Here is a 20,755-nt window from a genome sequence, read left to right as displayed (position 1 = left end):
CCTTCGTGATTCTACGGAGGCTTTTCTTAATGGGATAAATTTGATCAGGAGGTGTACAGTTTGGCAAACGCAAAAGTGATTCAAGCAAAGCAAGAGTCCGTTGATGCAGTAACAGCTAAATTGCGCGAGAGCGCGACTAGTGTTGTTGTTGACTATCGCGGTTTGAACGTTGCCCAAGTAACTGAGCTGCGTAAGCAGCTTCGTGAAGCCGGAATCGAATTCCAAGTGCTGAAAAACTCGTTGCTTCGCCGCGCAGCAGCTGCAGCAGAACTGACAGAACTTAACGAAGTACTGACAGGTCCTAGTGCAATTGCATTCAGCGTAGACGACGTAGTGGCTCCAGCCAAAATTCTGAACGACTTCGCGAAAAAGAACGATGCACTGGAATTGAAAGGTGCAGTCGTAGAAGGTCGCGTAATCGGAGTACAAGAAGTCAAAGCGTTGGCAGAATTGCCATCCCGCGAAGGTCTCCTTTCCATGCTCCTCAGCGTGCTTCAAGCGCCAGTGCGCAACTTCGCGCTTGCGGTTAAAGCTGTTGCTGAAAAAGAAGAACAAGGCGCGTAAGCAACTTGATCTGAATGCTGCTTAGGCAGTGATGAAATACAAAAAAATAATATTATATATGGAGGTTCAATCATGAGTAAAGAGCAAATCTTGGAAGCAATCAAAGGCATGACTGTACTGGAATTGAATGATCTCGTTAAAGCAATCGAAGAAGAATTCGGCGTAACTGCTGCAGCTCCAGTAGCTGTTGCAGGTGGCGGAGCTGCAGCAGCTGAAGCTGAGCAATCCGAATTCGACGTAATCTTGACTAACGCTGGTGCTTCCAAAATCAACGTTATCAAAGCAGTACGTGAAATCACAGGTCTTGGCCTGAAAGAAGCAAAAGAAGTGGTTGACAACGCTCCAAAACCACTGAAAGAAAAAGTAAGCAAAGAAGAAGCAGAAGCGGTTAAAGCTAAGCTTGAAGAAGCAGGCGCTACAATCGAAGTTAAATAATTTAGCTTTCATTAGCTAGATGAACAAAACAACAAACCCCTTGACTTATATCAAGGGGTTTGTTGCTGTAATTGTAAATGGAAAGTGAGTGAGGACATGTCCAATCATTATTATTCGGACAAACCGCAGGTGGCACATGACAGACGGGCTACAGAAGCGGAGCTACGCGGATGGAAATTACGACTCGTTACGGATGCAGGGGTATTTTCCAAAAACGGAATCGATTACGGCAGCAGAGTGTTGATTGATGCTATAGAGTTGCCTGCTGGAGCTCATGTACTGGATGTGGGCTGCGGGTATGGACCCATTGGTCTTACAGCAGCTAAACTTGTACCGGATGGACATGTCACCATGATCGATATCAATGAGAGAGCGGTTGAGCTTTCCAGGGAAAATGCAAAAGCGAACGGTATAACGAATGTAACGGTTATGCAAAGCAATCTTCTGGCTGAAGTTAAAAAGGAAGACTTTGACGCAGTTCTGACCAATCCTCCGATCCGTGCCGGTAAGGAAACCGTGCATGCGATCTTTGAACAGGCATATCGTCATTTGAAGTTGGGCGGAGCGTTATGGATTGTCATTCAGAAAAAGCAGGGAGCGCCTTCGGCGAAAGCGAAGCTGGAATCTCTCTTTGGACGAGTGGAGGAAGTAACGAAGGATAAAGGCTACCGAATTTTCAAAGCGGTAAAATTGGAAGAGGCGCCTTTAGACTAAATCCTGATTTGTAAAGTAAGCAGGGTGGTATTTTTTTTGCAATAGGACTATTGACTTGAAATTCAGGTCGTGGTATTATTGTAAAATGTCAGTATTAAGATGCCCTACTTGGCTTTAGCTAACTAAAAATGTCAACCTTTTTTTTACGCCGAACGGGCTTATTATGCCTACGTTTGGCGTATAATATGTACATTTTGGGCAAACTGGGGATATGTATGATTTGGAAAGACATCCGCCGATCAAAGTTGCTCTTTTTTCGAACGACATTCGAGTAAGGGCTTTTCTTTATTTGTGGATGCATTGCTTTGCTCTGTATGTGTACCATTATAAGGTTACAAACAGAGGTTCGCAACGAAATTTTTAAAGTGAGTAGACATTGAGGGGTGAGTTTAAGTTGGCAGGACATCTTGTTCAATATGGTCGACGCACTCGGCGCAGTTATGCACGAATTAACGAGATACTCGAAGTTCCGAACCTGATTGAGATCCAACAAAAATCTTACGATTGGTTTTTGGAGGAAGGGTTGCGCGAAATGTTCCAGGATATCTCGCCGATCCAGGATTTTACAGGCAACTTGATTTTGGAATTTATCGATTACAGTCTCGGTGAACCGAAGTATACAGTAGACGACGCGAAAGAGCGTGACGTTACTTATGCAGCACCGCTTCGGGTCAAAGTCCGGCTCATTAATAAGGAAACCGGCGAAGTCAAAGAGCAGGAAGTATTCATGGGAGATTTCCCGCTGATGACCGACACCGGCACATTTATTATTAATGGTGCGGAACGGGTTATTGTCAGCCAGTTGGTTCGCTCTCCTAGCGTTTACTTCAGTACCAAAGTAGATAAAAACGCCAAAAAAACGTATACCGCTACAGTTATTCCTAACCGCGGCGCTTGGCTCGAACTGGAGATGGACGCGAAGGATGTTGTTTACGTCCGGATCGACCGCACACGTAAAATACCGGTGACGGTTCTCCTGCGTGCACTTGGTTTTGGCACAGACGCTGAGATTCTGGATCTGCTCGGTAATGACGAATATATCCGCAATACGCTGGACAAAGACAATACGGATTCCACGGAGAAAGCGCTGATTGAAATTTATGAGCGTCTTCGTCCGGGCGAGCCACCAACGCTGGATAATGCGAAAAGCTTGCTCGTAGCCCGTTTCTTTGATCCAAAACGTTATGACCTGGCTAATGTGGGTCGTTACAAAATCAACAAAAAGCTTCACATCAAGAACCGTTTGTTCAACCAACGTTTGGCTGAGTCTCTTGTGGATACCGAAACTGGCGAAATTATCGCTGAAGCAGGTCAAATGATTGACCGCCGTTTGTTGGATGAAATCATGCCGCAGCTGGAGAAAAGCGTTGGTTTCCGCACATATCACGTGGGCAACGGCGTTTTGGATGCCAATGATATCCCGATGCAAACGATTGATGTATTTTCACCGATTGAGGATGGTAAGGTCGTTAAACTGATTGCCAATGCTAACATTGATAAATCAGTGAAGAACGTTACACCGGCTGATATCATTTCCTCCATCAGCTACTTCATTAACCTTTTGCACGGCATCGGAAGCACAGATGATATCGATCACCTGGGTAACCGTCGTCTCCGCTCGGTTGGTGAACTCTTGCAAAACCAATTCCGTATCGGTTTATCCCGTATGGAACGTGTAGTTCGTGAGAGAATGTCCATTCAGGATGCTAACGTAATCACGCCTCAGGCATTGATTAACATACGTCCTGTTATCGCATCCATTAAAGAGTTCTTCGGTAGCTCCCAATTGTCACAGTTTATGGATCAAACGAACCCACTGGGTGAGTTGACGCATAAACGCCGTCTGTCCGCACTCGGACCGGGTGGTTTGACACGTGAGCGTGCCGGCATGGAAGTCCGTGACGTGCATCCATCCCACTATGGCCGGATGTGTCCAATCGAGACACCAGAGGGACCAAACATTGGTTTGATCAACTCCCTGTCGACATTTGCCCGTGTGAACGAATATGGATTCATTGAAGCTCCTTATCGCTGGGTAGATCCGAAGACTGGTGTCGTAACCGAGCAAATCGATTACCTGACAGCAGACGAAGAGGACAACTATGTCATCGCGCAAGCGAATGCGAAGCTGAATGAAGACAGCACTTTTGCCGAAGAAGCGATCATTGTACGTTACAACAAGCAGTCGGATAACATCCTTACGATGCCGAGTGAACGTGTTGACTACATGGACGTATCTCCTAAGCAGGTAGTATCTGTCGCTACGGCGCTCATTCCGTTCCTTGAGAACGATGACTCCAACCGTGCACTCATGGGATCGAACATGCAGCGGCAAGCCGTTCCACTCTTGATTCCTAAAGCTCCGCTGGTCGGAACAGGCATGGAACACAAAGCCGCAAAAGATTCCGGTGTATGTATTGTCTCCAAATATGACGGGATTATTGAACGTTCTTCTGCGAATGAGATTTGGTTGCGTCGTGTTGAAGAAGTCGATGGTCAAGAAGTTAAAGGCGATATCGTTAAATATAAATTACACAAATTTATGCGTTCGAACCAAGGAACATGCATTAACCAACGTCCGATTGTCAAAAGAGGTGCTGTTGTCAAAGCTGGCGACATCCTTGCAGACGGTCCTTCGACGGAAATGGGTGAATTGGCTCTGGGACGTAACGTCGTAGTTGCCTTCATGACTTGGGAAGGTTACAACTACGAGGATGCGATCTTGCTCAGTGAAAAACTCGTTAAAGAAGATGTGTATACATCCATTCATATCGAGGAATATGAGTCTGAAGCACGTGATACTAAACTCGGACCTGAAGAGATCACACGTGATATCCCGAACGTTGGGGAAGAAGCGCTGCGTAATCTGGATGAGCGCGGTATTATCCGTATCGGTGCTGAAATCAGTGCCGGTGACATTCTGGTTGGTAAAGTAACACCAAAAGGTGTAACGGAACTGACTGCTGAAGAACGTCTCCTGCATGCGATCTTCGGTGAGAAAGCGCGTGAAGTACGTGATACTTCCCTGCGTGTACCTCACGGTACTGACGGTATCGTAGTTGATGTAAAAGTCTTTACCCGTGAAAACGGTGATGAACTGCCTCCAGGTGTTAACCAACTCGTTCGTGTCTATATCGCTCAAAAACGGAAAATTTCCGAGGGTGATAAAATGGCCGGACGTCACGGTAACAAAGGGGTCGTGGCTCGTATCCTGCCGGAAGAAGATATGCCTTTCCTGCCGGACGGTACACCAGTTCAAATCGTTCTTAACCCGCTGGGCGTACCTTCCCGGATGAACATCGGTCAAGTACTTGAAGTTCACTTGGGTATGGCAGCCATGCAGCTCGGTATTCACGTAGCTACTCCTGTATTCGACGGAGCGAAGGAGTATGACGTCTTCGATACGATGGAAGAAGCAGGTATGCAGCGTAATGGTAAAACCGTTCTGTACGACGGACGTACGGGAGAAGAGTTCGAACGTGAAGTTACTGTCGGCGTCATGCATATGATCAAGCTGGCGCACATGGTTGACGATAAAATCCATGCTCGTTCCACAGGTCCTTACTCACTCGTTACGCAACAGCCTCTGGGTGGTAAAGCCCAGTTCGGTGGACAACGTTTCGGGGAGATGGAAGTATGGGCGCTTGAGGCTTATGGTGCGGCCTATACACTGCAAGAAATCTTGACTGTTAAGTCCGATGATGTTGTAGGTCGGGTGAAAACGTATGAGTCCATCGTCAAAGGCGAGAATGTTCCGGAACCAGGTGTTCCTGAATCATTCAAAGTATTGATCAAAGAGCTGCAAAGCTTGGGTATGGACGTTAAGATTTTGAGCGAAGATGAGCAAGAGATTGAAATGAAAGAAATGGACGATGAAGATGACGCTGCGAGCGATAAGCTCAGCCTCAACCTTGAGGGTACAGAGGTCGGAGCGGAGTAACCGCTTCGGGCGCATGATGACCGGCGTTTTTCATCAGGCTCGCGTCTTGCTCCGGCTTCGGCCGGAGGGGGCGTAACCTAGAATACAGGACTTGGTTAAGGAGGGTTGCTCCTTGTTGGACGTCAACAATTTCGAATACATGAAGATCGGGCTTGCTTCCCCAGAAAAAATTCGTTCTTGGTCCCGCGGAGAAGTGAAAAAACCGGAAACGATCAACTATCGTACGTTGAAACCGGAAAAAGAAGGGCTGTTCTGCGAAAAGATTTTTGGCCCTACAAAAGACTGGGAATGTCATTGCGGTAAATACAAACGCGTCCGTTATAAAGGCGTTGTCTGTGATCGTTGTGGCGTTGAAGTGACACGTGCGAAAGTACGCCGCGAACGGATGGGCCATATTGAGCTCGCTGCTCCGGTATCGCACATCTGGTACTTCAAAGGTATTCCGAGCCGCATGGGTCTCGCTTTGGATATGTCTCCAAGATCTCTTGAGGAGATTATTTATTTTGCATCATATGTAGTAACTGATCCAGGAGAAACTCCACTGGAGAAAAAACAGCTGTTGTCCGAGAAAGAATACCGCAGCTACCGTGAGAAATACGGATATGGATTCCAAGCTGGCATGGGTGCAGAAGCCGTTAAAAAACTGCTTCAAGACCTTGATGTGGATAAAGAGCTCGAATTCCTGAAGGAAGAGCTCCGCACTGCACAAGGACAACGTCGTAACCGTGCGATTAAACGTTTGGAAGTTATCGAAGCATTCCGCAACTCGGGTAATAAACCTGAGTGGATGATCATGGATGTACTTCCTGTTATCCCGCCAGAACTTCGTCCTATGGTACAGCTGGATGGTGGACGTTTTGCAACGTCTGACCTGAATGACCTGTATCGCCGTGTAATCAACCGGAACAACCGTCTGAAACGTTTGCTTGACCTGGGCGCGCCAGACATTATCGTGCAAAATGAAAAACGGATGCTGCAGGAAGCTGTTGACGCATTGATCGACAATGGCCGTCGTGGACGCCCTGTAACGGGTCCTGGTAACCGTCCTTTGAAATCCCTCAGCCACATGCTGAAAGGTAAACAAGGACGTTTCCGTCAGAACTTGCTCGGTAAACGGGTTGACTATTCCGGTCGTTCCGTTATCGTAGTCGGACCTTACCTGAAAATGTATCAGTGCGGTCTGCCTAAAGATATGGCACTTGAACTGTTCAAGCCTTTTGTTATGAAAGAGCTTGTAAATAAAGGGCTTGCCCACAACATCAAGAGCGCTAAACGTAAAGTTGAGCGTGTAAGTCCTGAAGTATGGGATGTTCTTGAAGAAGTAATTAAGGAGCACCCAGTTCTGTTGAACCGTGCCCCAACGCTTCACAGACTCGGTATTCAAGCATTTGAACCGATTCTCGTTGAAGGTAAAGCAATCCGTCTTCACCCGCTCGTATGTACGGCATACAATGCCGACTTTGACGGTGACCAAATGGCCGTGCACGTTCCGTTGTCTGCTGAAGCTCAAGCGGAAGCACGTATCCTGATGCTTGCATCAGGTAACATTTTGAACCCGAAAGACGGTAAACCGGTTGTTACTCCTTCCCAGGATATGGTTCTTGGTTCTTACTACCTGACCATGGACAACAAGGAAGAAAAAGGAACAGGTATGATTTTGCGCACGGTAAACGAAGCTGTATCCGCGTACCAACGTGGTACTGCAGGTTTGCATGCTCGTGTAGCAATCCCGGTTAGAGCGCTTGGCAAAACAAGCTTCACTGATGAACAACAAGATGCAATGTTGCTGACTACTGTTGGTAAAATCATCTTTAATGAAATCTTCCCGGCAAGCTTCCCTTATATCAATGATGCAACTCGTGCGAACCTTTACCAAGGTACCGCTGAGCATTCATTTGTATATGAGAAGGGTGCTGACCTTAGAGAAGCGATTATGAACGCTCCTTTGGCTGGTGGTGTCGGTAAAGAATATCTGGGTTCGATCATCGCACGTTGTTTTGAAATTTATCATACAACGGAAACAGCCGTTATTTTGGATAAAATCAAACAACTCGGATTCACATACTCCACTCGTGCCGGTATTACGGTTGCGGTATCGGATGTTATCGTTCCGGAAGAGAAAACCGAAATTCTTAGACAGTCGGAAGAAAAAGCACAAATCGTTACGAACCAGTACCGTCGTGGTCTGATTACGAACGAAGAGCGCTATGACCGCATCATTGATATCTGGTCGAAATCGAAAGATGATATCACCGAGATTTTGATGAAATCGATGGATCGTTATAACTCCATCATGATGATGGTTGACTCCAAAGCGCGGGGTAACAAATCGCAAATTACCCAATTGGGCGGTATGCGTGGTCTGATGGCCAACCCATCTGGTCGAATTATCGAACTCCCAATCAAATCGAACTTCCGTGAAGGTCTGACAGTACTCGAGTACTTTATTTCCACTCACGGTGCGCGTAAAGGTCTCGCGGATACAGCCCTGCGTACAGCCGACTCAGGTTACCTGACTCGTCGTCTCGTAGACGTGGCACAAGACGTGATCGTGCGTGAAGATGATTGTGGTACAGATAAAGGCTTTACGGTAAGTCGTATTCAGGATGGTAAAGAGGTTATCGAGGATCTCTATGACCGTATTGAAGGCAGATACTGCTTCGAAACTGTTCGTCATCCGGAAACAAAAGAAGTTATTGCACACCGCAATGAGCTGATTGACTCCGATAAAGCAGAAGCAATCATCAAAGCTGGCGTAACTAAATTGCAAATCCGTTCCGTACTCAGCTGCCGTGCTCGTCACGGTGTTTGCAAGAAGTGTTATGGTCGCAACTTGGCGACTGGTAAACACGTGGAAATCGGTGAAGCAGTTGGTATTATCGCGGCACAATCCATTGGTGAGCCAGGAACACAGTTGACAATGCGTACATTCCACACCGGTGGTGTAGCCGGAGACGATATTACGCAAGGTTTGCCGCGTATCCAGGAATTGTTTGAGGCTCGTAATCCTAAGGGTCAAGCAACAATCAGTGAGATTGATGGTGTTGTCAAAGAGATTCGCGAAGCGAAAGATCGTCGTGAAATCGAAATTCAAGGTGAAGCAGAATCCAAAGTTTACTCTGTTACCTACGGTTCCCGTGTGCGCGTAAGCGAAGGCATGGAAATTGAAGCTGGTGACGAGTTGACAGATGGTTCTATCGATCCAAAAGAAATGCTGCGCATTAAAGGCGTACGTGGCGTACAGAACTACATTTTGCAGGAAGTACAGCGCGTATACCGTAACCAAGGCGTAGAAATCAATGACAAACACGTTGAAGTTATGATCCGTCAAATGTTGCGTAAAATCCGTATCGTCGATGCAGGGGACACTACGCTGTTGCCAGGATCGTTCGTGGATACGCATGAGTACGAAAGAGCTAACAAAACAGCGATTCTGAGTGATAAAGAGCCAGCGGTTGCGAAACCAATCCTGCTCGGTATTACGAAAGCATCCCTGGAAACAGACTCATTCCTCTCAGCGGCATCGTTCCAAGAGACTACACGTGTCCTGACAGATGCAGCGATCAAAGGTAAAGTCGATCAGTTGCTCGGTCTGAAGGAAAATGTAATCATCGGTAAATTGATTCCTGCAGGTACGGGCATGAACCGTTACCGCAGCATCAAATTTGCTGAACCAGAAGATGGCCAATCTTCAGTAGAAGAACTTGAGCCAGTTTCGGTTGATTAAATTGATTTGCTAACTTTATTCTAATTAATAGGATAAGTTAAGGTTTTGTATGCCAGGGGGCGGACGACTGTTTTATACGGACGGACGTTTCCCGGTATAGCAAAACTTGCAAGAAAATGTTTTAGGATTAGCATTGACATTGCTTGCGCTAGATGCTAATATATCAAAGGTGCGTGGGCAGCTGATTGTATATGGTCCTATTCGGAGGAATGAACAATGTCTAATGAAAAAGGTCTGCAAGATGCTCATGTCAAAATTGGTACCAAACAGACCATGCGGATGGTCCAGTCAGGAATGGCTGCTGAAGTCTATGTGGCTGAAGATAGTGATCCGCAGCTCACTTCCAAAATCATTGCCTTGTGTGAACAACACAATGTGAAGTACACGAAAGTGGACACAATGAAAAATCTCGGCAAAGCTTGCGGGATTGGAGTGGGAGCAGCAATGGCTGCTGTCGCAAAATGATAGAGTAAGGAACGTTTTTGTCCGAGAACTTTTAGGGATTCTCCAAGGCAAAAACTTTTCATTTGTCTTTTTATGAACCGCCTGGGTCTGTGGACTTAGCGTAAAGAGGTTTATAAAGAAACATGAACAATTGAGGAAGGGGGTGGCAATCACATGCCAACTATTAACCAACTGGTTCGTAAAGGACGTCAAGCTAAAGTTGACAAGTCCAAATCGCCAGCTTTGCAAAAAGGGTTCAACGCTTTGAAACGTGAATCTACTAACATCAGTGCCCCACAAAAACGTGGTGTCTGCACTCGTGTAGGTACAATGACTCCACGTAAACCAAACTCTGCACTTCGTAAGTATGCCCGTGTTCGTTTGACGAACCGTCTCGAGGTAACTGCTTATATCCCGGGAATCGGACATAACCTTCAAGAGCACAGCGTTGTGTTGATCCGCGGAGGTAAAGTTAAAGACCTTGCAGGGGTTCGTTATCACATCGTTCGTGGAGCTCTTGATACTGCAGGCGTAAACAACCGTATGCAAGCTCGTTCGAAATACGGTGCTAAACGTCCAAAAGCTAAAAAAGCCTAAAACATTATAAGTAGCCATCCTATTTACCTTTTGGATTAATATCTGAAAGTGTTGGATTGGCTCAACAAGAAAGAAAGGGGGATATCCATGCCACGCAAAGGTCCAGTTACGAAAAGAGACGTGTTGCCAGATCCGGTATACAACTCCAAGTTGGTTACTCGTTTGATCAACCGCATCATGCTCGACGGAAAACGCGGTGTTGCTCAAAGCATTCTGTATAATGCGTTCAAGTTGATTCAAGAACGTACGGGTAATGACCCGATGGAAGTATTTGAAGCAGCAATCAAGAATATCATGCCAGTCCTGGAAGTTAAAGCTCGCCGTGTCGGCGGTGCCAACTACCAAGTACCAATCGAGGTAAAACCAGAGAGACGTACTTCTTTGGGATTACGTTGGCTCGTGAACTACTCCCGCAACCGCGGTGAGAAAACAATGGAAGAGCGTTTGGCGGCTGAGATCATCGACGCTTCCAACAACACAGGCGCTTCCGTTAAGAAACGTGAAGACACGCACAAAATGGCTGAAGCAAACAAAGCGTTTGCTCACTACCGTTGGTAGGATTCAGTTCACAATAATAACTTCAATTTTGAAGGGAGACCCAATTCATGGCAAGAGAGTTCTCCTTGAAAAATACACGTAATATCGGGATCATGGCTCATATTGACGCGGGTAAAACCACTACAACTGAGCGGATCTTGTTCTACACAGGCCGTACGCACAAAATCGGTGAAGTTCACGAAGGCGCTGCGACAATGGACTGGATGGAACAGGAACAGGAGCGCGGAATTACGATTACTTCCGCTGCGACTACCGCTGCTTGGAAGGGCCACCGCGTTAATATCATTGATACCCCGGGACACGTTGACTTCACTGTTGAAGTTGAACGTTCCCTTCGTGTATTGGACGGAGCAGTTGGTGTATTCAGTGCGAAAGAAGGCGTTGAGCCTCAGTCCGAAACCGTATGGAGACAGGCTGACAAGTACGGCGTACCTCGTATCGCTTACGTAAACAAAATGGATATCATCGGTGCTGACTTCCTGAACGTTGTATCTGACATGCGTGATCGCCTTCAAGCGAACGCTGTTGCGATTCAACTTCCAATCGGTGCTGAAAATGATTTCATCGGTATTATCGATATCGTTGAACAAAAGGCTCATATGTACAAAGATGACCTTGGTCAAAATATCGAAGAAACCGAAATTCCTGCGGAATTCAAAGAGCAAGTTGAAGAACTCCGTAACGAATTGATCGAGCGTGTCGCAGAACTGGATGAAGAATTGACAATGAAATACCTGGAAGGCGAAGAGATCACTATTGAAGAGATCAAAGGCGCTCTCCGTAAAGGTGTTGTAGATGTTAAGATCTTCCCTGTTATCTGTGGTTCCTCATATCGTAACAAAGGTGTTCAACTGATGTTGGATGCTGTTATCGACTACTTGCCAGCTCCAACTGATGTACCAGCTATCACTGGTCACCTCGAAGATGGAACTGAAGCTATTCGCAAGTCTTCCGATGAAGAGCCATTCTCTGCATTGGCCTTCAAAATCATGACTGACCCTTACGTTGGTAAATTGACATTCTTCCGCGTATATTCCGGTGTTCTTCAATCCGGTTCTTACGTATTGAACGCCACTAAAAACAAACGTGAGCGTATCGGTCGTATCCTTCAAATGCATGCGAACAGCCGTCAAGAGATCACTGAAGTTTACTCCGGTGACATTGCAGCTGCCGTAGGTTTGAAAGATACGGGTACAGGTGATACACTGTGTGATGAGAAAAATCCGGTTATCCTGGAGTCAATGAACTTCCCTGATCCGGTTATCGAAATCGCCGTTGAACCTAAAACCAAAGCTGACCAAGATAAAATGGGTGTTGCTCTCGGTAAGTTGACTGAAGAGGATCCTACTCTTCGTGCTCATACTGACGAAGAAACAGGCCAAACAATCTTGGCAGGTATGGGTGAGCTTCACCTTGATATCATCATTGACCGTATGCGTCGTGAGTTCAAGGTTGAAACTACTGTGGGTAAACCACAAGTAGCTTACCGTGAAACATTCCGTGCACCAGCGCGCGTTGAAGGTAAATTCGTTCGTCAATCCGGTGGTCGTGGTCAATACGGTCACGTATGGGTTGAGTTCGAACCTCTCGAGCCGGGTACAGGCAGCCAGTTCGAAAGTAAGGTTGTCGGTGGTTCCGTTCCAAGAGAATACATTCAACCAGCTCTTGCAGGTATCGAAGAGCAAATGAAAAACGGCGTTATCGCAGGCTTCCCGCTTGTTGACGTTAAGGCTACAATTGTAGACGGATCTTACCATGATGTCGATTCCAACGAGATGGCATTTAAAATTGCCGGATCAATGGCGCTGAAAGCTGCGAAAGACAAATGTAGTCCAGTTCTGCTTGAGCCAATCATGAAAGTAGAAGTAACCGTTCCAGAAGAGTACATGGGTGACGTTATGGGTATGCTTAACTCCCGTCGTGGCCGCATCGAAGGTATGGATTCCCGTAGTGGAGCCCAAATCATCCGTGCTAAAGTACCTTTGTCTGAAATGTTCGGATACTCTACAACTCTTCGTTCCGGTACTCAAGGACGCGGCGTATTCTCCATGGAGCTTTCTCACTATGAAGAAGTTCCTAAGAGCATCGCTGAAGAGATTGTTGCCAAAACAAAAGGAACCGAGTAGTTTTCTCTCATTGAATGAAAGTGCATAAGAGTCATGTATTCTTTGCACTTCATTTAGTGAAAACATAAAATTATAATTTTAAGGAGGCCACGTTCAAATGGCAAAGGCTAAATACGAACGTAATAAACCCCACGTTAACATCGGTACTATCGGTCACGTCGACCATGGTAAAACAACTCTGACTGCTGCAATCACAACTGTATTGTCTAAAACTTACGGTGGTGCTGCTGTAGCATTCGACCAAATCGACAAAGCTCCAGAAGAGCGCGAGCGCGGTATCACAATCTCCACAGCTCACGTTGAGTACGAAACTGACACTCGTCACTACGCTCACGTAGACTGCCCAGGTCACGCCGACTATGTTAAAAACATGATCACTGGCGCGGCACAAATGGACGGAGCTATCTTGGTAGTATCCGCAGCTGACGGCCCAATGCCACAAACTCGTGAGCACATCTTGCTCTCCCGTCAAGTAGGCGTACCTTACATTGTTGTATTCTTGAACAAATGTGACATGGTTGAAGACGAAGAGTTGTTGGAATTGGTTGAGATGGAAGTTCGCGACCTTCTTAACGAATATGAGTTCCCAGGTGATGATACTCCAATCACTCGTGGATCCGCTCGTGAAGCTCTGCAAAACCCTGATGGTGAGTGGGCTCAAAAAATCGTTGAGATGTTCAAAGAAATCGATACGTACATCCCACTGCCTGAGCGTCAAACTGACAAACCTTTCTTGATGCCTGTCGAGGACGTATTCTCCATCACTGGTCGTGGTACTGTTGCTACAGGTCGTGTAGAGCGTGGTACTGTTAAAGTCGGCGAAGAGATCGAAATCGTTGGTATTACTGAAGAAACTAAAAAATCCGTAGTTACGGGCGTTGAAATGTTCCGTAAATTGCTGGATTCCGCTCAAGCGGGTGACAACATCGGCGCATTGCTGCGTGGTGTTGACCGTACTCAAATCGAGCGTGGACAAGTATTGGCAAAACCGGGTTCTGTTAAACCACACACAGAATTCTCTGCACAAATCTACGTTTTGACTAAAGAAGAGGGTGGCCGTCATAAGCCTTTCTTCACTGGATACCGTCCACAGTTCTACTTCCGTACAACTGACGTAACTGGTATCATCAACTTGCCAGAAGGTACTGAAATGGTAATGCCTGGTGACAACATCACGGTTACTGTTCAACTGATCTCCCCAATCGCGATTGAAGAAGGAACTAAGTTCTCCATTCGTGAAGGTGGCCGTACAGTAGGTGCAGGTTCCGTAGCAACTATTCAAAAATAATTCAGCTTATCGCTGAGTAAGCATATGCAACAGTGTACTGGAACGAGTAACATTGTACTGTAACGAAGCTTCGGAAGAGTTCTTTATCCGACATCGGATAGAGAACTCTTTTATTATGTAAATGATTCGGAACCTGCGTCACAAGGTTTGAAGATCATTCGGAATTGTAAAGAAAGATCGGTTAAGGCAGCTAGTATAGAGTCGGAAAACAACATATTAAACGAAGTCATTTCACTCGAAAAGATTAGTTTAAATGTTTTTCTTAAATATGCTTGCAATACGCCCATCTTTTCTATATAATAATGAATGTTGTTCTGTGACGTTGCGATGATGTGAGAGGTTACTGGCACACCCGGCCCCTTTGCCATGGGAGAGTGGCTAGAAAATTTTCACGGAGTATGTCCGATACCAAATTGGGCGATAGAAGGAGGGACTAAAATGGCAAAGCAAAAAATTCGTATTCGTTTGAAAGCTTACGACCACAGAATTCTTGATCAATCCGCGGAGAAAATTGTTGAAACTGCAAAACGTTCGGGTGCTGGTGTATCCGGTCCGATTCCGCTTCCAACTGAAAAACAAATCATTACTATTCTTCGTGCGGTGCACAAGTACAAGGATTCTCGGGAACAATTCGAACAACGCACTCATAAGCGTTTGATCGATATCGTTAACCCGACTCCACAAACTGTGGATGCCTTGATGCGCTTGGATCTGCCGTCCGGTGTAGATATCGAAATTAAATTGTAATATAAAGCATCATTAGATTATTTATGAAGGAAAAGAGGTGTCAACATGAAAGGTATCTTAGGAAAAAAACTTGGAATGACTCAAGTATTTACACCTGAAGGTAACGTCGTTCCAGTAACGGTTATCGAAGCAGGACCTTGTGTTGTTTTGCAGAAGAAAGATCTTGAGAACGATGGCTACGAAGCAGTTCAAATCGGTTACTCCGATAAGAAAGAGAAAAATGCTAACAAGCCAGAAGCAGGACACGCTAAAAAAGCGAATACTGCACCTAAGCGCTACGTTCGTGAACTTCGCGGCATTAACATCGCGGAATATGAAGTTGGCCAAGAATTGAAAGCTGACATTTTCGCAGAAGGCGAGTTCGTTGACGTAACAGGTATTTCTAAAGGTAAAGGTTTTGCCGGCGTAATCAAACGTTGGGGACAAAGCACTGGACCTATGTCTCACGGTTCTCGTTATCACCGTGGCCCAGGTTCGATGGGTTCGATCCAAGCTAACCGCGTTCCTAAAGGCAAACATTTGCCAGGACACATGGGACATGAGACTGTTACAATCCAACGTCTTGAAGTTGTTAAAGTAGACGCTGAGCGTAACGTGTTGCTCGTGAAAGGTTCCATTCCTGGACCGAAGAACAGCCTTGTAAAAGTTAAAGAAACGGTGAAAAAATAACCACTGAAGAAAGGAGGAACACAAAATGCCAAAAGTATCAGTTTACAATGTAGATGGTAGCCAAGTAGGCGAAGTTGAATTGAACGATGCGGTTTTCGGAATTGAACCGAACCAACACGTTCTGTACGATGCAGTTCTTATGCAACGCGCTTCCCTTCGTCAAGGTACCCACAAAGTAAAAGGACGTTCTGAAGTACGTGGCGGTGGACGTAAACCTTGGAAACAAAAAGGTACAGGTCGCGCTCGTCAAGGTTCGATTCGTTCTCCACAATGGAAAGGCGGCGGTATCGTATTTGGTCCGACACCACGGAGCTATGCATACAAACTGCCTAAGAAAGTTCGCCGTTTGGCGATCAAATCAGCTCTTTCATCCAAAGTGATCGACAATGACATTATCGTTCTGGATGCTCTCACGCTGAGCACACCTAAAACAAAAGAATTTGCAGCCATCTTGAACAACTTGAAAGTTGGACGCAAAGCTTTGATCGTAGCTCCTAGCTATGATGATAATGTGGCTCTTTCCGCACGGAATATTCCTGGCGTGAAATTCGTAGCTGCTGACGGCATTAATGTTCTTGACGTGCTTTCGCACGACAAATTGATCATTACGAAAGAAGCAGTTCAGAAGGTAGAGGAGGTGCTCGCGTAATGAAGGATCCTCGTGATATTGTAAAACGTCCGATTATTACGGAACGTACTGCTGACATGATGAACGACTTGAAATATGTATTTGAAGTCGATATCCGTGCAAACAAAACCGAGATCAAAAAAGCCGTAGAAGCTATTTTCAACGTAAAAGTGAAAAACGTGAACACTCTGCGTGTTCCAGCTAAGCCTAAACGGTACGGACGTTATTCCGGATATACAAGCGAATGGAAAAAAGCGTTTGTAACGCTGACACAAGACAGCAAAACGCTTGAGTTCTTTGAAACTGTATAATTGAAATTTTTGAAGTAAGGAGGGAAACCTAGTGCCAATCAAAAAGTATAAACCAACATCCCCGGCAAGACGGAACATGTCCGTTTCTACATTTGAGGAAATCACCACAGATAAGCCGGAGAAATCGTTGTTGGCCCCGTTGAGCAAACAAGCAGGCCGCAACAACCAAGGTAAAATTACAGTTCGTCACCACGGTGGTGGACACAAACGTAAATACCGTATCATTGACTTCAAACGTACTAAAGATGGAATACCGGGCCGCGTTGCTACGATTGAGTATGACCCGAACCGTACATCCAACATCGCTTTGATTCACTACGCTGATGGTGAGAAACGTTACATTATCGCTCCTAAAGGTCTGAAAGTTGGCGATCAAGTATTCTCCGGTCCTGACGCAGACATCAAAATCGGTAACGCACTGCCACTTGAAAACATTCCAGTAGGTACCGTTATCCACAACATCGAGTTGAAACCAGGTAAAGGCGGACAATTGGTTCGTGCTGCTGGTACAGAAGCTCAATTGCTTGGTAAAGAAGAAAAATACGTATCCGTTCGTCTCTCTTCCGGAGAAGTTCGTCGTATTCTGAAAGTTTGCCGCGCAACAATCGGATCTGTTGGTAACCAAGACCACGAGCTCATCAAAATCGGTAAAGCCGGTCGTAGCCGTTGGTTGGGACAACGTCCTGAAGTTCGTGGTGTAGTAATGAACCCTAACGATCACCCACACGGTGGTGGTGAAGGTCGTGCTCCAATCGGACGTAAATCGCCAATGTCACCATGGGGTAAACCTACTCTTGGTTACAAAACGCGTAAGAAAAATAAAGCTTCTGATAAATACATCATTCGCCGCCGCACGAAGTAATACACACTGTGCATAACTTCGTGAGGCATCTGCGGATGCATAATAGCTACGTTTGAAGGGAGGATCTCCACATGGGTCGCAGTTTGAAAAAAGGGCCATTCATTGATGGCTACATGCTGAAAAAGGTAGAAGAGATGGAAGCATCCGGTAAAAAGCTTGTTATTAAAACCTGGTCCCGTCGTTCTACAATTTTCCCGCAATTCATCGGACACACATTTGGCGTATATGACGGTCGTAAACACGTACCAGTATACGTAACTGAGGACATGGTCGGACACAAATTGGGTGAGTTCGCTCCAACCCGTACGTACAAAGGCCATACTGATGATGATAAGAAAACAAGAAGATAAATGAACATCTTTAATGTTTGAGAGGAGGTTACACAATGGAAGCAAAAGCACATGCTAAGTTTATCCGGATTGCTCCTCGTAAAGTTCAACTCGTTGTTGACTTGATTCGCGGCAAGCAAGTTGGTGAGGCGGTTGCCATTCTCCGTCACACTCCGAAATCCGCTTCTCCGATTGTTGAGAAGTTGCTTAACTCCGCGATTGCAAATGCGGAACATAACTATTCTTTGGATGTTAATAACTTGGTCATTTCGCAAGCTTACGTGAACCAAGGACCGACAATGAAACGTTTCCGCCCTCGTGCAATGGGACGTGCAAGTCGTATTAACAAACGTACTAGCCACATCACTTTGGTGGTATCTGAAAAGTAGAAGGAGGGGAAATGTGTGGGCCAAAAGGTAAATCCAGTCGGACTCCGTGTCGGAATTATCCGTGACTGGGAATCTAAGTGGTATGCAGGTAAAGACTTCGGCGATCTTTTGATGGAAGACGTGAAAATTCGTGAATTCCTGAAAAATAAATTGAAAGACTCCGCTATGTCTCGTGTTGAAATCGAGAGAGCGGCTAACCGCGTAAACGTAACGATTCACACTGCGAAACCAGGTATGGTTATCGGTAAGGGTGGTTCGGAAGTTGAAAATCTGCGTAATCAAATTACGAAAATCGCAGGCGGTAAAAAAGTACACATCAACATTTCTGAAATTAAGAACCAAGACCTGGACGCAATCCTGGTAGCTGAAAGCATCGCACAACAATTGGAACGTCGTGTTTCTTTCCGTCGTGCTCTGAAACAAGCTATTCAAAGAACAATGCGCTCTGGTGCAAAAGGTATTAAAACTCAAGTGGGCGGACGTCTTGGCGGTGCTGAGATTGCTCGTTCGGAAGGCTACAGCGAAGGAACTGTTCCACTGCACACGCTTCGTGCCGACATCGACTACGGTACAGCAGAGGCTCATACTACTTACGGCCGTATCGGCGTAAAAGTATGGATCTATCGTGGAGAGGTTCTTCCTACGGCTAAGAAACAAGCTGCTAAGGAAGGAGGCAACTAATCATGTTGGTACCAAAACGTGTAAAACACCGTAAGCAACAACGCGGACATATGAAGGGCCAAGCTAAAGGCGGAACTACGCTGAACTTTGGCGAATACGGTCTGCAAGCTACGGAACCGGCTTGGATTACGAACCGTCAAATCGAAGCGGCTCGTATTGCGATGACTCGTTACATCAAACGTGGTGGTAAAGTTTGGATCAAAATCTTCCCAGACAAACCAATCACTCAAAAGCCTCTCGAGGTTCGGATGGGTAGCGGTAAAGGTAACGTAGAAAAATGGGTTGCAGTTGTGAAACCAGGTAAGATCATGTTTGAACTTGCTGGTGTACCGGAGGATATTGCTCGCGAAGCAATGCGTCTTGCCGCTCACAAACTGCCAATCAAAACGAAGTTTGTGAAACGTGAAGAATTGGGTGGTGAAGCAAATGAAAGCTAGTGAATTTCGCAACCTAACCTCTGCTGAAATCGAGCAAAAGATTGCCGGATTTAAAGAAGAACTCTTTAACCTCCGCTTTCAACTCGCTACCGGTCAGCTGGATAACCCGACTCGAATCCGTGATGTGCGGAAAGAAATAGCTCGTGCTAAAACCATTATCCGTGAAAGAGAATTGGGAATCGGTTAATTAGGGATCGGATGTCTAATCCGTCCGTAATCAGGAAGGAGGCCAACAATGAGCGAAGAACGTAACGCACGTAAAGTGCAAACAGGTAAAGTAGTCAGTGATAAAATGGATAAAACGATCGTTGTTGCTGTAGAAACTTACAAAAAACACGACTTGTACCATAAACGTATCAAGGTTACTAAAAAATTCAAAGCGCATGACGAAGAAAACACTGCGAAAATCGGTGACACGGTGAAAATCATGGAGACTCGTCCGCTTTCGAAAGATAAACGCTGGAGACTTACTGAAGTCGTAGAAAAAGCGATTATCATCTAATGCATCAGCAGCATAGCTGAAAGGAGGAATACTAAATGATTCAACCATTTACACGTTTGGCTGTGGCCGACAACTCCGGTGCGAAGGAACTGATGTGTATCCGCGTACTCGGCGGTACGGGACGTCGTACAGCTCAAATCGGTGATCTGATCGTTTGTTCGGTAAAACAAGCAACACCAGGCGGCGTTGTCAAAAAAGGTGATGTAGTTAGAGCGGTTGTCGTTCGTACGAAACGTTCTGTACGTCGTAAAGACGGTTCCTACATCGGTTTTGATGAAAATGCAGCGGTTGTTGTAAAAGACGACAGAAGCCCACGTGGAACACGTATTTTCGGACCTGTTGCTCGTGAACTCCGCGAGAAAGACTTCATGAAAATCGTTTCCTTGGCCCCAGAAGTTATCTAAAGCTTAATCTCGTGATGTTAGAAACAGGAGGTGTACGAAATGCCAAGAGTGAAAAAAGTTCTGGAATCCCATAACAATAAACTTCATGTTAAAAAAGAAGATACAGTTATGGTGATCAGCGGTAAAGACAAAGGTAAAAAAGGCCGTGTCATCGCTGCTTATCCTCGTGAGAACCGCGTCCTTGTGGAAGGTGTTAACATGATTAAAAAACACCAGAAGCCTAACCAGCAAAATCCGCAAGGCGGCATTATCGAGAAGGAAGCTCCGATTCACGTTTCCAACGTAATGCACATCGATCCGAAGAGCGGAAAAGTAACCCGTGTAGGTTACAAAGTGTTGGATAACGGAAAGAAAGTGCGCGTTGCAAAACGTTCCGGAGAAATTATCGACTAATTGAACCGAA

At 45.8% G+C, this 20,755-nt stretch carries 23 protein-coding genes and 1 other annotated feature (1 of these 24 running past the window's edge); all 23 genes read left to right on the top strand.

The window, feature by feature from the left end; all coding sequences use genetic code 11:
- Nucleotides 1–37 (top strand) — a sequence feature (ribosomal protein L10 leader region); it begins 112 nt to the left of the window's first position.
- A gap of 23 nt (nucleotides 38–60) precedes the next feature.
- The 23 genes from rplJ to rplX all read left to right on the top strand — a co-directional run bounded on the left by rplJ (nucleotide 61) and on the right by rplX (nucleotide 20,745).
- Nucleotides 61–564, top strand: a complete 504-nt coding sequence (gene rplJ, locus MKY42_RS28975) for a 50S ribosomal protein L10 (RefSeq protein ID WP_076292160.1) — start codon at nucleotides 61–63, stop codon at nucleotides 562–564.
- A 72-nt stretch (nucleotides 565–636) separates the two neighbouring features.
- On the top strand, nucleotides 637–999 hold the full coding sequence (gene rplL / locus MKY42_RS28970; protein WP_090905279.1) for a 50S ribosomal protein L7/L12: 363 nt from the start codon (nucleotides 637–639) through the stop codon (nucleotides 997–999).
- 96 nt (nucleotides 1,000–1,095) lie between these two features.
- Nucleotides 1,096–1,713 carry a class I SAM-dependent methyltransferase gene (locus tag MKY42_RS28965; protein ID WP_179262879.1) on the top strand — a complete coding sequence of 206 codons (618 nt, stop codon included), beginning with the start codon at nucleotides 1,096–1,098 and terminating at the stop codon, nucleotides 1,711–1,713.
- 394 nt (nucleotides 1,714–2,107) lie between these two features.
- Complete coding sequence (gene rpoB, locus MKY42_RS28960; RefSeq protein ID WP_090905283.1) at nucleotides 2,108–5,653, top strand: DNA-directed RNA polymerase subunit beta; 3,546 nt, start codon at nucleotides 2,108–2,110, stop codon at nucleotides 5,651–5,653.
- A gap of 112 nt (nucleotides 5,654–5,765) precedes the next feature.
- Entirely contained in the window at nucleotides 5,766–9,380 is a 3,615-nt protein-coding gene (gene rpoC, locus MKY42_RS28955) for a DNA-directed RNA polymerase subunit beta' (protein ID WP_076292164.1), read from the top strand.
- 216 nt (nucleotides 9,381–9,596) lie between these two features.
- A complete protein-coding gene (locus MKY42_RS28950) occupies nucleotides 9,597–9,845 on the top strand; it encodes a ribosomal L7Ae/L30e/S12e/Gadd45 family protein (protein WP_076292165.1) in 249 nt (82 codons plus the stop codon).
- 153 nt (nucleotides 9,846–9,998) lie between these two features.
- Nucleotides 9,999–10,421, top strand: coding sequence for a 30S ribosomal protein S12 (gene rpsL, locus MKY42_RS28945; protein WP_056697677.1), 423 nt, complete (start codon nucleotides 9,999–10,001; stop codon nucleotides 10,419–10,421).
- An 87-nt stretch (nucleotides 10,422–10,508) separates the two neighbouring features.
- The gene (rpsG, locus tag MKY42_RS28940; protein ID WP_007432586.1) at nucleotides 10,509–10,979 is read left to right on the top strand and encodes a 30S ribosomal protein S7; all 471 of its coding nucleotides are present in this window, start codon (nucleotides 10,509–10,511) and stop codon (nucleotides 10,977–10,979) included.
- Nucleotides 10,980–11,026: 47 nt separating this feature from the next.
- Nucleotides 11,027–13,105, top strand: a complete 2,079-nt coding sequence (fusA, locus tag MKY42_RS28935) for an elongation factor G (RefSeq protein WP_090905285.1) — start codon at nucleotides 11,027–11,029, stop codon at nucleotides 13,103–13,105.
- 97 nt (nucleotides 13,106–13,202) lie between these two features.
- Nucleotides 13,203–14,393, top strand: coding sequence for an elongation factor Tu (gene tuf / locus MKY42_RS28930; RefSeq protein WP_076292167.1), 1,191 nt, complete (start codon nucleotides 13,203–13,205; stop codon nucleotides 14,391–14,393).
- Nucleotides 14,394–14,831: 438 nt separating this feature from the next.
- Nucleotides 14,832–15,140, top strand: coding sequence for a 30S ribosomal protein S10 (gene rpsJ, locus MKY42_RS28925; RefSeq protein WP_017692074.1), 309 nt, complete (start codon nucleotides 14,832–14,834; stop codon nucleotides 15,138–15,140).
- A 45-nt stretch (nucleotides 15,141–15,185) separates the two neighbouring features.
- Entirely contained in the window at nucleotides 15,186–15,809 is a 624-nt protein-coding gene (gene rplC, locus MKY42_RS28920; RefSeq protein WP_090905287.1) for a 50S ribosomal protein L3, read from the top strand.
- Between the two features lie 25 nt (nucleotides 15,810–15,834).
- Complete coding sequence (gene rplD / locus MKY42_RS28915) at nucleotides 15,835–16,458, top strand: 50S ribosomal protein L4 (protein WP_062329471.1); 624 nt, start codon at nucleotides 15,835–15,837, stop codon at nucleotides 16,456–16,458.
- Nucleotides 16,458–16,748: a 50S ribosomal protein L23 gene (gene rplW / locus MKY42_RS28910; RefSeq protein WP_024633586.1), complete on the top strand. Its 291-nt coding sequence runs from the start codon at nucleotides 16,458–16,460 to the stop codon at nucleotides 16,746–16,748. The genes rplD and rplW overlap by 1 nt, the downstream gene beginning before the upstream one ends.
- Before the next feature lie 31 nt (nucleotides 16,749–16,779).
- On the top strand, nucleotides 16,780–17,610 hold the full coding sequence (gene rplB, locus MKY42_RS28905; protein ID WP_076292169.1) for a 50S ribosomal protein L2: 831 nt from the start codon (nucleotides 16,780–16,782) through the stop codon (nucleotides 17,608–17,610).
- Between the two features lie 71 nt (nucleotides 17,611–17,681).
- A complete protein-coding gene (gene rpsS / locus MKY42_RS28900) occupies nucleotides 17,682–17,960 on the top strand; it encodes a 30S ribosomal protein S19 (protein WP_024633584.1) in 279 nt (92 codons plus the stop codon).
- A 35-nt stretch (nucleotides 17,961–17,995) separates the two neighbouring features.
- The gene (gene rplV, locus MKY42_RS28895) at nucleotides 17,996–18,328 is read left to right on the top strand and encodes a 50S ribosomal protein L22 (RefSeq protein WP_024633583.1); all 333 of its coding nucleotides are present in this window, start codon (nucleotides 17,996–17,998) and stop codon (nucleotides 18,326–18,328) included.
- Between the two features lie 15 nt (nucleotides 18,329–18,343).
- Entirely contained in the window at nucleotides 18,344–19,009 is a 666-nt protein-coding gene (gene rpsC / locus MKY42_RS28890) for a 30S ribosomal protein S3 (RefSeq protein ID WP_024633582.1), read from the top strand.
- Between the two features lie 2 nt (nucleotides 19,010–19,011).
- Complete coding sequence (gene rplP, locus MKY42_RS28885; protein ID WP_076292170.1) at nucleotides 19,012–19,446, top strand: 50S ribosomal protein L16; 435 nt, start codon at nucleotides 19,012–19,014, stop codon at nucleotides 19,444–19,446.
- Nucleotides 19,436–19,633 (top strand): 50S ribosomal protein L29, encoded by a 198-nt coding sequence (rpmC, locus tag MKY42_RS28880; RefSeq protein ID WP_017692083.1) that lies wholly within the window; start codon nucleotides 19,436–19,438, stop codon nucleotides 19,631–19,633. The genes rplP and rpmC overlap by 11 nt, the downstream gene beginning before the upstream one ends.
- Nucleotides 19,634–19,681: 48 nt before the next feature.
- Nucleotides 19,682–19,948 (top strand): 30S ribosomal protein S17, encoded by a 267-nt coding sequence (rpsQ, locus tag MKY42_RS28875; RefSeq protein ID WP_024633580.1) that lies wholly within the window; start codon nucleotides 19,682–19,684, stop codon nucleotides 19,946–19,948.
- 35 nt (nucleotides 19,949–19,983) lie between these two features.
- Nucleotides 19,984–20,352, top strand: a complete 369-nt coding sequence (gene rplN / locus MKY42_RS28870) for a 50S ribosomal protein L14 (protein WP_090905289.1) — start codon at nucleotides 19,984–19,986, stop codon at nucleotides 20,350–20,352.
- A 39-nt stretch (nucleotides 20,353–20,391) separates the two neighbouring features.
- A complete protein-coding gene (rplX, locus tag MKY42_RS28865) occupies nucleotides 20,392–20,745 on the top strand; it encodes a 50S ribosomal protein L24 (protein ID WP_024633578.1) in 354 nt (117 codons plus the stop codon).
- Nucleotides 20,746–20,755 lie beyond the last annotated feature (10 nt).

The organism is Paenibacillus sp. FSL W7-1088 (assembly GCF_037969855.1).
Taxonomy (GTDB): Bacteria; Bacillota; Bacilli; order Paenibacillales; family Paenibacillaceae; genus Paenibacillus.
Note: the sequence above shows the minus strand (reverse complement) of the source record. Positions and strands in the feature narration are given on the sequence as shown.

Coding starts and splice junctions, on each gene's coding strand:
- rplL (WP_090905279.1), top strand. CDS start 637: ATGAGTAAAGAGCAAATCTTGGAAGCAATCAAAGGCATGACTGTACTG.
- MKY42_RS28965 (WP_179262879.1), top strand. CDS start 1,096: ATGTCCAATCATTATTATTCGGACAAACCGCAGGTGGCACATGACAGA.
- MKY42_RS28950 (WP_076292165.1), top strand. CDS start 9,597: ATGTCTAATGAAAAAGGTCTGCAAGATGCTCATGTCAAAATTGGTACC.
- rpsL (WP_056697677.1), top strand. CDS start 9,999: ATGCCAACTATTAACCAACTGGTTCGTAAAGGACGTCAAGCTAAAGTT.
- rpsG (WP_007432586.1), top strand. CDS start 10,509: ATGCCACGCAAAGGTCCAGTTACGAAAAGAGACGTGTTGCCAGATCCG.
- fusA (WP_090905285.1), top strand. CDS start 11,027: ATGGCAAGAGAGTTCTCCTTGAAAAATACACGTAATATCGGGATCATG.
- tuf (WP_076292167.1), top strand. CDS start 13,203: ATGGCAAAGGCTAAATACGAACGTAATAAACCCCACGTTAACATCGGT.
- rpsJ (WP_017692074.1), top strand. CDS start 14,832: ATGGCAAAGCAAAAAATTCGTATTCGTTTGAAAGCTTACGACCACAGA.
- rplC (WP_090905287.1), top strand. CDS start 15,186: ATGAAAGGTATCTTAGGAAAAAAACTTGGAATGACTCAAGTATTTACA.
- rplD (WP_062329471.1), top strand. CDS start 15,835: ATGCCAAAAGTATCAGTTTACAATGTAGATGGTAGCCAAGTAGGCGAA.
- rplW (WP_024633586.1), top strand. CDS start 16,458: ATGAAGGATCCTCGTGATATTGTAAAACGTCCGATTATTACGGAACGT.
- rpsS (WP_024633584.1), top strand. CDS start 17,682: ATGGGTCGCAGTTTGAAAAAAGGGCCATTCATTGATGGCTACATGCTG.
- rplV (WP_024633583.1), top strand. CDS start 17,996: ATGGAAGCAAAAGCACATGCTAAGTTTATCCGGATTGCTCCTCGTAAA.
- rplP (WP_076292170.1), top strand. CDS start 19,012: ATGTTGGTACCAAAACGTGTAAAACACCGTAAGCAACAACGCGGACAT.
- rpmC (WP_017692083.1), top strand. CDS start 19,436: ATGAAAGCTAGTGAATTTCGCAACCTAACCTCTGCTGAAATCGAGCAA.
- rpsQ (WP_024633580.1), top strand. CDS start 19,682: ATGAGCGAAGAACGTAACGCACGTAAAGTGCAAACAGGTAAAGTAGTC.
- rplN (WP_090905289.1), top strand. CDS start 19,984: ATGATTCAACCATTTACACGTTTGGCTGTGGCCGACAACTCCGGTGCG.
- rplX (WP_024633578.1), top strand. CDS start 20,392: ATGCCAAGAGTGAAAAAAGTTCTGGAATCCCATAACAATAAACTTCAT.